14 protein-coding genes and 1 pseudogene are annotated in these 13,777 nt (G+C 65.3%); 10 read left to right on the top strand and 5 right to left on the bottom strand.

The annotated features are described in order from the left end of the window. Positions 1-129: 129 nt before the first annotated feature. On the bottom strand, positions 130-1,185 hold the full coding sequence (locus J2R80_RS01565) for an ABC transporter substrate-binding protein (protein WP_076825257.1): 1,056 nt from the start codon (positions 1,183-1,185) through the stop codon (positions 130-132). 265 nt (positions 1,186-1,450) lie between these two features. On the opposite strand from J2R80_RS01565, the gene J2R80_RS01560 reads away from it, so the two are divergent. The 6 genes from J2R80_RS01560 to J2R80_RS01535 all read left to right on the top strand — a co-directional run bounded on the left by J2R80_RS01560 (position 1,451) and on the right by J2R80_RS01535 (position 7,795). Further along, positions 1,451-1,885 (top strand): hypothetical protein, encoded by a 435-nt coding sequence (locus tag J2R80_RS01560; RefSeq protein ID WP_253637907.1) that lies wholly within the window; start codon positions 1,451-1,453, stop codon positions 1,883-1,885. A 118-nt stretch (positions 1,886-2,003) separates the two neighbouring features. Then, positions 2,004-2,399, top strand: a complete 396-nt coding sequence (gene hisE, locus J2R80_RS01555) for a phosphoribosyl-ATP diphosphatase (RefSeq protein WP_028342591.1) — start codon at positions 2,004-2,006, stop codon at positions 2,397-2,399. Positions 2,400-2,468: 69 nt separating this feature from the next. Then, positions 2,469-3,050, top strand: coding sequence for a YqaA family protein (locus tag J2R80_RS01550; protein ID WP_057016397.1), 582 nt, complete (start codon positions 2,469-2,471; stop codon positions 3,048-3,050). A 377-nt stretch (positions 3,051-3,427) separates the two neighbouring features. Continuing rightward, positions 3,428-4,399: a nitronate monooxygenase family protein gene (locus J2R80_RS01545; RefSeq protein ID WP_057016396.1), complete on the top strand. Its 972-nt coding sequence runs from the start codon at positions 3,428-3,430 to the stop codon at positions 4,397-4,399. A gap of 124 nt (positions 4,400-4,523) precedes the next feature. Next, the gene (locus J2R80_RS01540) at positions 4,524-5,297 is read left to right on the top strand and encodes a thioesterase family protein (RefSeq protein WP_076825194.1); all 774 of its coding nucleotides are present in this window, start codon (positions 4,524-4,526) and stop codon (positions 5,295-5,297) included. 371 nt (positions 5,298-5,668) lie between these two features. Further along, positions 5,669-7,795 carry an ATP-binding protein gene (locus J2R80_RS01535; protein ID WP_076825192.1) on the top strand — a complete coding sequence of 709 codons (2,127 nt, stop codon included), beginning with the start codon at positions 5,669-5,671 and terminating at the stop codon, positions 7,793-7,795. A gap of 290 nt (positions 7,796-8,085) precedes the next feature. Here J2R80_RS01535 and J2R80_RS01530 read toward each other — a convergent pair whose 3' ends face one another. Next, positions 8,086-9,648 carry an AMP-binding protein gene (locus J2R80_RS01530; RefSeq protein ID WP_057016394.1) on the bottom strand — a complete coding sequence of 521 codons (1,563 nt, stop codon included), beginning with the start codon at positions 9,646-9,648 and terminating at the stop codon, positions 8,086-8,088. Positions 9,649-9,714: 66 nt separating this feature from the next. On the opposite strand from J2R80_RS01530, the gene J2R80_RS01525 reads away from it, so the two are divergent. The 3 genes from J2R80_RS01525 to J2R80_RS01515 all read left to right on the top strand — a co-directional run bounded on the left by J2R80_RS01525 (position 9,715) and on the right by J2R80_RS01515 (position 11,964). After that, on the top strand, positions 9,715-10,710 hold the full coding sequence (locus tag J2R80_RS01525; protein ID WP_371852096.1) for an NAD(P)H-dependent flavin oxidoreductase: 996 nt from the start codon (positions 9,715-9,717) through the stop codon (positions 10,708-10,710). A gap of 177 nt (positions 10,711-10,887) precedes the next feature. Next, a complete protein-coding gene (locus tag J2R80_RS01520; protein WP_076825188.1) occupies positions 10,888-11,130 on the top strand; it encodes a hypothetical protein in 243 nt (80 codons plus the stop codon). A 108-nt stretch (positions 11,131-11,238) separates the two neighbouring features. After that, positions 11,239-11,964, top strand: a complete 726-nt coding sequence (locus J2R80_RS01515) for a hypothetical protein (RefSeq protein WP_057016392.1) — start codon at positions 11,239-11,241, stop codon at positions 11,962-11,964. A 41-nt stretch (positions 11,965-12,005) separates the two neighbouring features. On the opposite strand, the gene J2R80_RS01510 is transcribed toward J2R80_RS01515, so the two are convergent. After that, the gene (locus J2R80_RS01510; protein ID WP_244558679.1) at positions 12,006-12,236 is read right to left on the bottom strand and encodes a hypothetical protein; all 231 of its coding nucleotides are present in this window, start codon (positions 12,234-12,236) and stop codon (positions 12,006-12,008) included. On the opposite strand from J2R80_RS01510, the pseudogene J2R80_RS01505 reads away from it, so the two are divergent. Then, a pseudogene (locus tag J2R80_RS01505) lies at positions 12,230-12,557 on the top strand (TetR/AcrR family transcriptional regulator); the annotation flags it as partial. The gene J2R80_RS01510 and the pseudogene J2R80_RS01505 sit on opposite strands and share 7 nt — an antisense overlap. A 23-nt stretch (positions 12,558-12,580) precedes the next feature. Here the strand turns inward: J2R80_RS01505 and J2R80_RS01500 are convergent. Together J2R80_RS01500 and J2R80_RS01495 are read right to left on the bottom strand one after the other, a co-directional pair. Further along, a complete protein-coding gene (locus J2R80_RS01500) occupies positions 12,581-12,835 on the bottom strand; it encodes a hypothetical protein (RefSeq protein WP_141340215.1) in 255 nt (84 codons plus the stop codon). Between the two features lie 164 nt (positions 12,836-12,999). Beyond that, entirely contained in the window at positions 13,000-13,251 is a 252-nt protein-coding gene (locus J2R80_RS01495) for a hypothetical protein (RefSeq protein WP_057016389.1), read from the bottom strand. Between the last annotated feature and the right edge of the window lie 526 nt (positions 13,252-13,777).

Raw genomic sequence — 13,777 nt, 5'->3', positions numbered from 1 at the left:
AGCGGCCGGCGGTGCATCGCACTCCGTCATGGCCGGGCTTGACCCGGCCATCCACGCCTTTCTTGCAGGCGGTCATCGAAGACGTGGATGCCCGGGTCAAGCCCGGGCATGACGAGCAGAGCGGAGCCGTCAATTCACCAGCCGGCCGTCGATCGGCGGCAGGAAAGCCTCGTCGAAGATGTCGGCGGCGTGCGGCCGCTTCTGGAATTTGAAGTCCTCCGCGAGCTGGTCGACCGAGCGCTCGAAGCGCTCCGCTTCGATGCCGCCGATGCCGTCGCGCTTTACCTCGCTGGTCAGGATGTTGTCGCGGATGATGGCGTTCAGCCGCTCCAGCTCCAGATCGCGCGAGCCGCCATCCATGCGGCTCGCGACCTCGCCGGCGGCGCGGGCCGGATCCTTGATCGCGAGGTTGGTGCCGCGGATTGCCGCGCGCACGAATCCTTTCACCGCATCCGGCTTCGCGGCGGCAAGGCGCGGGCTGACGATCACGGCAAAGCCGTAGGCCTCGCAGCCATAGTCGGCGAAGCGCAGCACCGCGAGATCGTCGGCGGGCACGCCGCGATCGCGCAAATTGATCGCCGAGAGATAGGAGAAGCCGGTGACGGCATCGACCTGGCCGGCGGAGAGCATCGGCTCGCGCACCGCGGCGCTGATCGTGCTCTGCTTCACGCTCGACAGCTTGATGCCGTTCTGCTTCGCGACCGCGGGCCATAGCCGGATCGAGAGGTCGCCCTCGGCGACGCCGAGGCTCTTGCCCTGCATGTCGGTCAGCGTCCTGATGCCGCGGCTCTTGCGCGCGATGATCGCATAAGGCGCCTGGTTGAACAGCACGAACACCGCCTTGACGGGCGCAGCACCGGGCTCGTCGCGAAAGCGGATCAGCGAGTTGATGTCGACGAGGGCGAAATCGCTCGAGCCGTCGGCGACGCGCGCGATGGCATCCGCCGAGCTGGTCGCGACGTTGGTGCCGACGCTGAGGCCCTCGGCGCTGAACAGGCCGCCGGATAACGCCATCACGAAGGGCGCGGCCGCGGCATCAAGCGGACGGTCGAGCGTGAACTGGATGGTGAGCGGCGGCGGCGGATCGCTGGCGCGCAGCGGCGTCAACACCGGCCACACGCCCCCCGTGAGGCCGATCATGCCGGCCAGTATCCAGCGGAGAACGGTGGTCCGACTTACCTGCATCATGACATCCGGGAGGCGAGACAAAGTGCCGCGCCGGCGCGCCTGCTTCATGACATCGAATGCGCCAGAGCAAGCGTCAGTTTCAAGCGTTATTTGCAGGCATTTTGCCCCAGGCAAGGTGAACGGTCGATGACTGCCAGGCTTCGGCTTGCCATGTTTTCACCTCAGGTCGTTCAGCTTGCATTCGGTTTGGGGAACCTAATCTGGAGGCAGTGGGTTAGCTAACCAAGGCCCGTCGGGCCAGCTTCCACAAAGGATGACTGCAATGCTTGCGCGAAAAGGTGTTTTTTCGTCCATTGGCCGCGAAGCCACATTGGCAACGGTTGCCGCGGTGGCGTTGACGGCCGTCGAGCCGACGATGGCGTTCGCAGGCTCTGCTCCGGCAGGCACGGCGACTGCTGTGACGACGTCACAAGGCACGAGCGGCGCGACCGACATCAGTGCCCGCCGCCGCTACTATGGCGGTGGCGGCGCAGCGGCAGCGGCTGCGTTCGCCGGTATCGTCGGCACGGGCCTCGCGATCGCCGCAGCCCAGAGCCGCCGCGACTATTACGACTCCTACGGCTACTATGGTGGCCCGGGCTACTACGGTGGTCCCGTCTACTATGGTGGCGGCCCGGTCTATTACGGCGGCGGACCGTACTATGGTTACCGCGGCTATTACGGGCGGCGGTCGCAACTGCCGTATCAGCCGTACTGACGGCCGTCGGCGGTTCTCAGAACTGTCACAAAGCATCCAATCCACCGGCCGCGGCCCGGTGGATTTTTTCGTCGTCGCCGTTAACACGCTGGCGACGCGTTTCGACTAGGCTCGAAGCATGAGTGATTCGATCGAGCGGCTTTACCAGGCGGTGATTGCGGCCAAGGATCTTGATCCGGCTACGTCGCGCACGGCACGGCTGTTCCAGCGCGGCCCGGCCAAGATGGCCAAGAAGCTCGCCGAGGAAGCGATCGAAGTGGTGATCGACGCCGTCAGCGGCAAGTCGGATGCCGTCATTCGCGAAAGCGCCGACCTGTTCTACAACCTCGCCGTTCTCTGGGCGTCGGCCGGCGTGAAGCCGGAGGATGTCTGGCGCGAGATGGAGCGGCGTGAACGGCTGCTCGGGATCGCCGAGAAGCTGCCGAAGTCGCCGGTCAAGCTGCCCAAACCCGCGCCGGTCCCGGTGGTTCGGCGCCGAATTGTCGCGCTGGAGAACCGGCTGCGCAAACGGTAGCCGTAAATCAACCAGATTCAGCTCAATCCCGGCATGGACAAATCCGCTCCATGATGGTTCATCGCGCCCATGTTGAAACGGATTTACGACTGGTGCGTCGACGCGGCCGACAAGCCCTATGCGCTGTGGATTCTCGCGGCCGTCGCCTTCGCCGAGAGCTCCTTCTTCCCAATCCCTCCCGACATCATGCTGCTGCCGATGTCGCTGGCGCGGCCGAAGCGGGCGTGGTGGTTCGCCGCGGTCTGCACGGTGGCGTCGGTTGCCGGCGGCGTGCTCGGTTATGCGATCGGCGCACTGCTCTACGACTCGCTCGGGCAGTGGCTGATCCATCTCTACGGCCTCTCCGACAAGGTCGACGCGTTCCGCGCCTCCTACGCCGAATGGGGGGCCGTGATCATCCTGCTGAAGGGACTGACGCCGATCCCCTACAAGCTCGTGACGATCACCTCGGGTTTTGCCGGCTACAACATCTGGCTGTTCGTCCTGTGCTCGATCGTCGCCCGCGGCGGCCGCTTCTTCTTCGTCGCGGTGCTGCTCAACCGCTATGGCGATTTCATCCGCGCCGAGCTCGAGAAGCGGCTCGGCCTGTGGGTCGCGATCGGCGCCATCGTGCTGGTGCTGGGCTTTGTTGTCGCATTCAAGCTGATCTAGCGACCGACCGCTTGCGGCTTTGCCTGCGCGTGGCTTCGGGTTACGCTCAGCACGATGGCTGATGGAATCGCGGACCTGCTCGATCCTGCCGGGCTCACGCTCGTCAGGCTTACGCGCGCAAAGGCACGCATTGTGCTGAGCGCGGCCCGAACGACTGCAGGACGGAAAATTTCGTGACACGGGCCGTCTGCCAATAGCGGCGGCAGGCTTTGCGTCTGGGATGCCAGGCGCCCGCGAAAACACGGTTTCAGGATGAGGATTTGTCATCTTTTTTGCAGCGCCAAAACGCAATACTTGACACTGGAAAGATTGCCTTGTTGGTAGGACGGTCAGCATTCGAGATCAACCAACGACCAACGCTTGAGGATCCGCTTCAAATGTCCATGCCTGCTCTGTTCAAGGGCCGCCTGTCTCTTCCCGTGATCGGGGCGCCGCTGTTCATCATCTCCGTGCCCGACCTCGTTATCGCCCAGTGCAAGGCCGGTGTGGTCGGCTCGTTTCCGGCGTTGAACGCGCGGCCGCCGGAGTTGCTCGACGAATGGCTGTACCGGATCAAGGAAGAGCTCGCCGCCTATGACAAGGCGCATCCGGAACGGCCGTCGGCGCCGTTCGCGGTGAACCAGATCGTGCACAAGTCGAACAACCGGCTCGATCACGACATGGCGCTTTGCGAGAAGCACAAGGTGCCGATGATCATCTCCTCGCTCGGCGCGCGCGAGGAGCTCAACCAGGCCGTCCACGGCTGGGGCGGCATCGTCTTCCACGACGTGATCAACCAGAAGTTCGCGCACAAGGCGATCGAGAAGGGCGCCGACGGCCTGATCCTGGTTGCGGCCGGCGCCGGCGGTCATGCCGGCACGCTGTCGCCGTTCCCGTTCGTAGCGGAGACGCGGCAATGGTTCGACGGGCCGATCGCGCTGTCGGGCACCATTTCCAACGGCCGCGCCATCCGCGCCGCGCGCATCATCGGCGCCGACTTCGCCTATATCGGCTCCGCCTTCATCGCGACCAAGGAGGCAAACGCGGTCGAGGGCTACAAGGACATGATCACCAATTCGTCCGCCGAGGACATCGTCTACTCCAACCTGTTCACCGGCGTGCACGGCAATTATTTGAAGCCGTCGATCGTCGCGGCCGGCATGGATCCGGAAAACCTGCCGATCTCCGATCCCTCCAAGATGAGCTTCGGCACCGATGCATCCGGCGAGCGCGCCAAGCCGAAGGCGTGGAAAGAGATCTGGGGCTCCGGCCAGGGCGTCGGCAGCATCTCCAAGGTGGTGCCCGCGGCCGAGCTGATTGGCCGGTTCAAGAAGGAGTACGACGAAGCCGTCGATCCGGCGCTTGCCTGAAGCGCGATGAGATCATGATGAATCGTCATCGCGCTTCAGCTCTTCATTTCAGCATGATCCACGCGCAAACGCTTCGCGTTTGTCGCGGGGAAAACTGCGTCCCACTTTTCCGGATCATGCTGTGATGGAACCGATCTTTCGCGTCGACGGCGACCGCGTCGTCACCAGTCCCGACGCCGCGGGTCCGTGGGATCCGCGGATGCAGCATGGCTCCGCACCGGCAGCGCTGGTGGTGTGGGCGGCCGAAGCCCTTCCGACGCCGGTGCCGATGCGGATCGCGCGCGTCACCATCGACCTGATGCGCCCGGTGCCGGTGGCGCCGCTGACCGTTTCGAGCGAGATCCTGCGCGACGGCCGCAAGATCCAGCTCTGTGGCGTCAGGCTGCTTGCCGACGGCGTTCTCGTGGTTTCGGCCACCGTGCTCAAGATCAAGCAACAGACGGCCGAATTGCCGCCTGACATCACAGCGCTTGCCGTCGATCTGCCGGGCCCCGACGAAAGTATGATCGAGCCGGGCAATCTTGCGAACAGTCCGTTCGTGAAATGCATCTCGATGCGGGCCGCGCGCGGCCGCTTCGGCGTGACGGGACCTGGCGCGATATGGTTCCGCGTCGACCGCCCGCTGATTGCGGGCGCCGCCGTCTCGCAGGCGATGCGGGCAGTGGTTGCCTCGGACTTCTCCAACGGCACCTCGCCGGCGCTCGATTTCAGCCAATGGACCTTCATCAACGCTGATCTCTCGGTGAGCCTGGCGCGCGAGCCGGTCGGCGACTGGATCCTGCTCGACGGCCAGTCCTGGATCGGGCCCGACGGCGCCGGGCTTGCAATGTCGCGGCTCGCCGATCAGCGCGGCTATTTCGGCCAGGCGGTCCAGAGCCTGGTCATCGAGCGGCGCTAGGACGCGCTGCGCTTCTTCCATCTCCCCTCGAAAAAGGGGAGGTGGCTTTGCTCGCCAGAGCAAAGCGGGTGGGGATCAGCTGACCCCAATCCCGACCTTCCCCCGTTTCAGGGGCTGGCGAAGACCGATCACGTACTGTGCATGGGGTTGTTTCACCGATTCGCGGTGCGGGAGCCGCGCCAACCGGCTGCCCCTGCGGCAAAAATAACTCGGCTTCCCGGGAACGGTTGGGCGCACGTGCGAGTTTCGCTCCCGTTAGGGGGTCCCATGATGCGTATTGATCCCGCCGCCGGCATCGTGGCCATGGCCGTCCGGCGGTTGTGTGATGTGCCGGACGGTGTCGACGCCCGGCCGCCGCGGGGACAGACGCGATGAAGCCTGGTCCGTCCTCGGAACGCGCGGTCATCCTCGCCGCGAGCGAGCGGGACGCCGTCAAGACTGCTCACCTGATCAAGGAAGCCGGCTATTACGCCAACATCTGCGGTGATCTCGCCGAGCTCGAACGCCAGATCGCAAGCGGGGCGGGCCTTGCCATCATTGCCGACGAGGTGATCAGGGCCGCCGATCTCGCCGGCCTGACGCACTGGCTGAACGAGCAGCCGTCATGGTCGGACTTTCCTATCGTGCTGATCAGCGAGAAGGGGGGACCCGAGCGCAATCCCGAAGCAGCGCGGCTCGGCCGGGCGCTCGGCAATGTCACCTTCATCGAGCGGCCGTTTCATCCGACCACGCTGGTAAGCCTGGTCGCCGCGACGGTGCGCGGCCGCCGCCGCCAATACCAGACCCGTCAGATCCTCGAGGATCTGACCGAGAGCGAAGGTCTGCTGCAGACCGCGCTCAATGCCGGTCATCTCGGCGCGCTCGAGCTTCATCTGCCGGATTTCGAGCTCGAGGCGTCGCCGACCTGCAAGACCTATTTCGGGCGCAGGCCGGGCGATCCCTTCACCTATCAGGATCTCCTGGACGCGGTGCATCCCGACGACCGCGCGCGCCGGAGCGAGATCGTCGAACAAACGTTGCGCACCGGCTCGGATTATCAGATCGAATACCGCAACATCTGGCCCGACGGCACCGAGCACTGGGTTGACGTGCGCGCGCGTGCGGTGCGTCGGCCCGACGGCGGCATCCGCTCGCTGGTCGGCGTTTGCTCCGACATCAGCGCACGCAAGACCGCGGAGATCGAGCGCGAGGCATTGCTGGCGCAGCTTGCCGCCGAGCGCACCGCACTCGCCGAACTCACCGCGACGCTCGAGCAGCGGGTCGAGCAGCGCACCGCCGACCTGATGAAGGAGGTCGCGGCGCGCGAGCGGGCGCAGGAACAGCTCCGCCATGCCCAGAAGATGGAGGCGATCGGCCAGCTCACCGGCGGCGTCGCGCACGACTTCAACAATCTGCTGATGGCGGTGATGGGCAATCTCGATCTGCTGCGCAAGCGCTTGCCGGAGGACCCACGCCTGCGTCGGCTGGTCGACGGCGCATTGCAGGGCGCCGAGCGCGGCGCGTCGTTGACGCAGCGGCTGCTGGCATTCGCGCGGCAGCAGGATCTGCGCGCGGTGCCGGTCGATCTCGGCGCGCTGGTGCGCGATATGAGCAATCTGCTCGAGCGCTCGCTCGGACCGCGCATCATGTTGCGGCTCGACATTCCCGAGGGGCTGCCGCTCGCCTGCGTCGACAGCAACCAGCTTGAGCTTGCGGTCCTCAACCTTGCGATCAATGCGCGCGACGCGATGCCGGATGGCGGCGTGATCGAGATCCGCCTCGCGACCTGGCAGGCGAAGAATGATCCGGCGCTGCAGCCTGGCGACTATTTGAAGCTCTCGGTGATCGACAGCGGCACCGGCATGTCGCCGGACGTGCTGAAGCGCGCGATCGAGCCGTTCTTCTCGTCGAAGCCGGTGGGCAAGGGCACCGGGCTCGGCCTGTCGATGGTGCATGGACTCGCCGTGCAGCTCGGCGGCGAGCTGGAGTTGTCGAGCGCGGTCGGCAAGGGCACCACGGCTGCGCTGGTGCTGCCGGTCGCAACGGCGGTGCCGGAGGTCGACAGCCCCGCGCCTGCGGCGCAGACGGTCAAGCGCTCGGCGGTGATCCTGCTGGTTGACGATGATCCGTTGATCGCGATGTCCACCATGGAAATGCTGGAAGACCTCGGTCACCGCGTGATCGGCGTCAATTCCGGACCGCAGGCGCTCGAAATCCTCAGGAGCGACCAGGAGATCGACCTGATGATGACCGATCACGTGATGCCCGGCATGACCGGCATCGAACTCGCCGCGGTTGCGCGCAAGGTGCGGCCGCAGCTTCTGGTGCTGCTCGCCACCGGCTATGCCGAACTGCCCGACGGCACCCAGGTCGACCTGCCGCGGCTGGCCAAGCCCTACCACCAGGATCAGCTGCGCGACCGACTCGACCAGTTGCTCGGGCAGGGCACCGGTCAGCAAGCTGCTGCCGCCAGCGCCGACAGTCTCGCCACGCCTTCCACTCTGTCCCCGTCACCCTGAGGAGCCGCGAAGCGGCGTCTCGAAGGGCGCCGGCCCGGCTGCTGCCGCAAGCGGAGATAGCGCAAGCTGAAACATCGGGGCCGTGCATCCTTCGAGGCTCGCTCCGCTCGCGCCTCAGGGTGACGGTGCGCACAGCTCCATCCGCGTCATTGCGAGCGAAGCGAAGCAATCCATAGCCCGGCAGGTCGGATAGATGGATTGCTTCGTCGCTTCGCTCCTCGCAATGACGGCGGAGCAAAAGCGTCACAACCTCTCAGGATGACGGGACCAGCAATCGTCGCGCGAGCATCCTACCCCACCATGCGGTCGCGGCCGGTCCAGAAGCGTGCCTTCAGCACCTTCTTGTCGACCTTGCCGACGCCGGTCATCGGCAGTTCCTTGACGAACTGGATCTGCTTCGGCGCGTGCGCCGAGCCCTTCTTCGCCTTCACCAGTCCGATCAGCTCGTCGGCGTCGGGCACAGCGCCCTCGCGCGCGACCACGACGGCGGTGACGGCCTCGCCCCATTTGTCGTCGGGCACGCCGACCACGGCGACCATCGCGACGTCGGCGTGTTGCGACAAGACATCCTCGACTTCGCGCGGGAAGATATTGAAGCCGCCGGAGACGATCATGTCCTTCTTGCGGTCGAGGATGAACATGTAGCCGCGCTCGTCCATGCGCGCGATGTCGCCGGTGTGCAGCCAGCCGCTCTTCAGCGTCTCCGCCGTGATGTCGGGCCGTTTCCAGTATTCGGCCATCACATGCGTGGCGCGCACGCAGATCTCGCCGGCCTCGCCGGTCGCGACCTCCTCGTCGTCCTGATCGAGGATCTTGACCTGGCAGGCGGCGATCGGGAAGCCGCAGGACAGGAACAGGTCCGGCGTTTTCGGGTCATGATCCGCCTTGCGCAGCACCGAGACCGGATAGCATTCGGTCTGGCCGTAAAGCTGGGAGAACACCGGTCCGATCCGCTCGATACCCTCGACCAGCCGGCTCGGCGACATCGCGGACGCGCCGTAGAGCAGGAGCTCGAGCGAGGAGAGATCGGACCTGTCGAGCGCGGGATGATCCAGCATCACATAGATCATGGTCGGCACGAACAGCGTGAAGTTGATCTTCTCGCGCGCGATGGTCGTGAACACGGCCTCCGGATCGAACCCTTTCAGCATGTGCACGGTGCCGCCGCGCATCAGCGTCGGCAGCACTTTGGTGCCCGCGACATGGCTGATGGGGGCCACGGTGAGGTAGCGCGGCGTCTCCGGAATCTCGAAATCGGCGAGGATCGCCGCGGCGAAGCCGCCATATTCGCGGTGATAGCGCAGCGCGCCCTTGGATTTGCCGGTCGTGCCGCCGGTGTAGTTCAAGGTCGAGATGTCGTCGGCGCGGGCGAAATTCTTCGCGCTTGCGCTGCCGGCGTCCCCGGCCACCTGCAACAGGTCGGCGCCGTAATCCGCCGGGCCGAGCGTGAACACGGTCTTCAGGCCCTGCGCCTTCGCCGTGAGCTCGCCGCCGCGATCGCGAAACGTGATGCCGTCGACGATCAGCATCTGCGCTTCGGAATCCTCGATCTGGAACAGCTGGTCGTCGAGCGAGCCCAGCGGATGCAGCCAGGTAATCGCGAGCCGCGACAATTGCGCGGCGACGCCGGCGCACCAGCTGTCGGCGCGGTTGGCGGTAAGCAGCGCGACGCGGGTGCCGGGCGCAAAGCCGAGCCGCATGAACACGCTTTGCATTCGTCCGATCAGATCGGTCGCGCCCTGATAGGTGAGCGAGCCGCCCGGCCATGCGAAGGCGGTGCGCGATGGATAGCGCGCCAGCGCCCGCAGGGTCTGTTCGCACACCGCCGGAAATGCATAGAGCGGATTGCTCATCTGGTTGTCCCTCCCGGCTTTGTCTTTGGCTTTTGTCGTGCCAATGTTGGCGGCAACGCTAACACAATGATGATGGGAAGGAACAACTTGTCCGCCGATCTTCTCGCGCGTTTTCGCGATCGCCTCCGGCTGCCGCTGATTGCAGCACCGATGTTCCTGGTCTCCGGTGTCGAGCTGGTGGTAGCCGCCTGCCGCACCGGCGTGATCGGTTCGTTTCCGACGGTGAATTGCCGTGAGACGGAACAGCTCGATGCCTGGCTCGACGACATCGCGCGCCGCCTGCAGGCACATGCCGATGCAAGCGGCGAAGCAGCCGCGCCGATTTGCCCGAACCTGATCGTGCATCGCTCCAATACGCGGCTGGCCCAGGATCTCGCCGTGCTGCTGCGGCACAAGCCCGAGCTTGTGATCACCTCGGTCGGCTCGCCCGCGCCGGTGCTTGGCCCTCTGCACGATGCGGGCGCGCTGGTGTTCGCCGATGTCGCCTCGATCCGCCATGCCGAGCGCGCGGCAGCAGCCGGCGCCGACGGGCTCGTGCTGCTCACTGCGGGTGCAGGCGGCCAGACCGGCTGGCTCAATCCGTTCGTGTTCGTCCGCGCTGTGCGCGGCTTCTTCGATGGACCGATCGTGCTTGCCGGCGGCATCAGCGACGGCCACGCGCTCCGCGCCGCAGAGGCGCTCGGCTGCGACCTCGCCTATATGGGCACCAAGTTCATCGCGACGCGCGAGAGCATGGCGGACGGCAGGTACAAGCAGATGCTGGTCTCTTCCACCGCCGACGACATCCTGCTCACAACGGCGTTCACCGGCTTGCAGACCAACATGCTGCGGCCCTCGATCGAGGCCGCCGGTCTCGATCCCGACGACCTGCCGGCACGCGGCGCGATCGACATCGGCAAGGACATCGACATCGGCGCCCGCGAAAGCCGCCCCAAACGCTGGCGCGATATCTGGAGCGGCGGTCATTCCACCTCCGGGGTGACCGGGGTGCTCGGCGTCGACGAACTCGTGGCGCAGACGATCGCGGAGTATGAGGCGGCGAGCGCGCGGGTGCGGCTCTAGAGTCGCTGCTTTGACGCGTTCCCTTCGCGCCAACCGGTGCACGAAAGCGCGCTGGTTCGCGAAATAGCAGCACTCAAATCCCGCCCATCCGCTTAACGCGACATTAACCATGCCAGTCCCAACAATAGCGTCACGGGTCGCCACGGCTGGTCGCCCGGCAGTTTGTGGGAATGCGACATGGCCTTTGAGGCGCTCTCCAAGACCCCGGCATCGCTCGACGAGCTCCGGACCCGGGTGTTTTACGCCCTGCAGCGGCATCCGCTGTGCCGTCAGGTCGAATTCGACATTGTCAGCACGCCGCGCACCCGCCGGACCAACTGGACGGTCAGCATGCACACGGTCCAGCCCGGCGCGCTCTGGACGGCGCATGAGATCGTCGCCGACATCCAGGAAGCCTATGAGCTTGACGTCGCGGCCTGATTTTCCGGCCGTTTCGGGACAATTTCACCTATTTGGCGCCGTCACGGCACGCTACCGCCGCATTTCGCGCGCAGTTTGCGGTGACACCGGCCGGCAATGGAGTAGTTTTTGACCAGAGCCATCACCCTCGCCGCGCTGACATGCTTCCTCCTCGCAGGCGCCGCGGTAACAGCCATTTTGGGCCGTGACAGCCTGCCGGCGGCGCAGGCCGACATTGGACCGGTCGCCAATCGTGCCAGCAAGCAGGACAAGCTCGCCGTCTCGACGCTTGCCGCAGCCGCGTTTGAGGCGCCCCAGCCGATTGAGCCTCCCGCCAATCCGTCTCCGCTCCTGTTACGGGCCCAAGCCGCGATTCCGGGCGCGACTGACACGGTGCGCCAGGCCTATGCCTCCGTCGAGCCGACCGATGTCGGCCTGCCGAAGATCACCGACCCCGTCGATGCGGCTCAGCCGAAGATCGCCGAACCCGCGCCGGTCGCCCCGGCGCCGCCGAAGCCCAAGGCTGCGGCCAAGCCGGCGCCGCAGAAGAGCTACGCGCTGCTGAGCGACGCCCAGATCGCCGGCATCAAGGACCGGCTGAAGCTGTCGTCGTCGCAGGAATATTACTGGCCGGCGGTCGAGACCGCATTGCGCGCCGTCGCCCGCAAGATCCACGCCAAGCGCCAGGGCGATCCCGCATCCGGCAGCATGCCGATCGATCCGGACTCCGAGGAGGTCCAGCAGCTGAAGTCGGCGGCGATGCCGCTGCTGTTCCAGCTCCGCGAGGATCAGAAGAACGAGGTCCGTTCGCTGGCGCGCCTGATTGGCCTCGAACGTGTCGCTGCGATGATCTGAGCGGCAGGGTCCGGCCGAAGCGGATCTGCGCTCCTTGTGCTCTAGCGGGCCTCCAGCGGCCGCAGCTTCTCCACCTTACCCTGGGTTTCGACGAGCAGCTGTTTCATGAAGTCCTTGTTGCGCTTCAGCCAGGGCTCGAGCGTCTGCCTGACGTCGCTTGGCGACTTCTTCTCGATGGCTTGCGCCAGCCGGATCTGAAACGTCCCCCAATCCTTGAACATCTCCTTCAGCAGCGCATCGTCGGAAATGTTGATCGCCGACTTGGCCGCCATTGGATCGGCTGCGTTCGCTGGTGCACGCCTTCATCCGCTCCGAATGCGAGGAAGCCGCGGTACGCGTCGCGCTGAGCGATGCCGCGCCGCTCTATCGCGATGCCCCCGAGGCGCGCGAGGCGCGGGCATCCGGCGAGCGCATCGTCGAAGCGTTCATGCGCGAGGCGTTGCCGAAAGCGTCCGGCGCGGTGCGCGACGGCGGGCGATCTGATCACGACGACGCTAAGTACGGTGGGCAAGGATTTTTCCGAGAGCCCGCGAACGCCCGCCGAGATCGCGACCTATGCCGACGCCATGGTCGACATGTTCTGCGCGATCTGAGGAGTCTCGGAAAGCGCTGAAGTTCACAGATAGTGCTTGGCGACCAGCAGAAACCCGAGCACGCCGCCGGTCACAGCGAAAACCGTCACGCCATTGCAGAGACTGACGTAAGCGGCCGACCAGTAAGAAACAGTCTGAGCGGCCGTCGCAACTTTTTTCGACTTCTGGGGCAAGCCAATTGGCTCCTGAAAAAGGCGCCGCCATCTGGTCAACACAGATGACGGCGCCCGTCTGAGGGCTTCAGGGCGAAACCCTGCTGCAGCGTAAGGTGCGATCATGAACGGTTCGTATACCGCCCGGCTGTCGCAAGCTCGCATGTCAGCTGAAGCGTCGAGGTTCCCTAGAGCATCATCCGGAAAAGTGCGCAGCGGTCTTCCGAAAAAGATCATGCTCAAACAAGAGGCCAAAGCGCGATGACGATTCGACCCAATCTCATCGCGCTTTAGAACGAAGCGTAGGCATTTCGAAATGCGATGGCGCCAGCCAGCGAGCGCGGCCGCGTGCGCACGGCATGCCCGTCGTTGCCGCTCTGCACGATCCACTGGCCGTTCTCCTGACCCACGATCTTGCCGACGTGGTGACGCCAAACCACGATGGTGCCGACCGAGGGGCCGCCGGCATTGGTGCCGTAGCTTGCCCAGGATCGGGCCAGATTGAATTGCGGACCGGGATCGCTGCCGACCTGGGTGCGCATGAACCAGCCGCACCACGCAGCTGGGCGACCGGAATGTGCAGAGTGCCGATGGTGATGGTGACGGCCGCGGGCTTCGGCAGTTGAAGCGAACGCCAAAAGAACCGCCACAGCGGCGAGAAGTTTACGCATTACAAAGTCCTTCTTGCTGTTGGCAGACCATCCATGTTGTGGGGGGAAGCGCAGCGATGATCTGCGATTGGCTTGCGAAGCGACCGCATCGGTCAGGCGACGCATAACGAAGGCGGGGCATGGCCCGCGCAGGCGTTTAAGAAACGGGCTATGGCCAAAATATGGCCGGTACGTCCCGTCAGGCGGCCGCGACACTACCGAAGACGTCAGGCTTGGTCCGCGCAATGGCTGCTAATTTGATCACCGCGGTTGTGCTCTCGGACAGCGACGCGTTGTCGAGCCGGCCAGCCTAGGATCGGCTGCCGATCGTGAGTCAGTGCGGTGTGGTGATTGTAAACAGTCCGTCTTCGCTTTCGCGTTGCTCGAGCTTCGCCGGACACGCTTCGCCCTTGCAGGC

The sequence above is a fragment of the Bradyrhizobium sp. USDA 4541 genome (assembly GCF_024171085.1).
Taxonomy (GTDB): Bacteria; Pseudomonadota; Alphaproteobacteria; order Rhizobiales; family Xanthobacteraceae; genus Bradyrhizobium; species Bradyrhizobium australafricanum.
The sequence above is the reverse complement of the archived record's forward strand: the minus strand, read 5'-3'. Positions and strand labels throughout refer to the sequence as shown.

Bases quoted from the DNA above. Each gene is read 5' to 3' on its own strand.
- J2R80_RS01540 (WP_076825194.1), top strand. From the start codon at position 4,524: ATGGAACCGATCTTTCGCGTCGACGGCGACCGCGTCGTCACCAGTCCC.
- J2R80_RS01530 (WP_057016394.1), bottom strand. From the start codon at position 9,648: ATGAGCAATCCGCTCTATGCATTTCCGGCGGTGTGCGAACAGACCCTG.
- J2R80_RS01565 (WP_076825257.1), bottom strand. From the start codon at position 1,185: ATGCAGGTAAGTCGGACCACCGTTCTCCGCTGGATACTGGCCGGCATG.
- J2R80_RS01545 (WP_057016396.1), top strand. From the start codon at position 3,428: ATGTCCATGCCTGCTCTGTTCAAGGGCCGCCTGTCTCTTCCCGTGATC.
- J2R80_RS01510 (WP_244558679.1), bottom strand. From the start codon at position 12,236: ATGGCGGCCAAGTCGGCGATCAACATTTCCGACGATGCGCTGCTGAAG.
- J2R80_RS01535 (WP_076825192.1), top strand. From the start codon at position 5,669: ATGAAGCCTGGTCCGTCCTCGGAACGCGCGGTCATCCTCGCCGCGAGC.
- J2R80_RS01560 (WP_253637907.1), top strand. From the start codon at position 1,451: ATGCTTGCGCGAAAAGGTGTTTTTTCGTCCATTGGCCGCGAAGCCACA.
- J2R80_RS01520 (WP_076825188.1), top strand. From the start codon at position 10,888: ATGGCCTTTGAGGCGCTCTCCAAGACCCCGGCATCGCTCGACGAGCTC.
- J2R80_RS01525 (WP_371852096.1), top strand. From the start codon at position 9,715: ATGATGATGGGAAGGAACAACTTGTCCGCCGATCTTCTCGCGCGTTTT.
- J2R80_RS01500 (WP_141340215.1), bottom strand. From the start codon at position 12,835: ATGATCGCACCTTACGCTGCAGCAGGGTTTCGCCCTGAAGCCCTCAGA.
- J2R80_RS01495 (WP_057016389.1), bottom strand. From the start codon at position 13,251: ATGCGCACCCAGGTCGGCAGCGATCCCGGTCCGCAATTCAATCTGGCC.
- J2R80_RS01550 (WP_057016397.1), top strand. From the start codon at position 2,469: ATGTTGAAACGGATTTACGACTGGTGCGTCGACGCGGCCGACAAGCCC.
- hisE (WP_028342591.1), top strand. From the start codon at position 2,004: ATGAGTGATTCGATCGAGCGGCTTTACCAGGCGGTGATTGCGGCCAAG.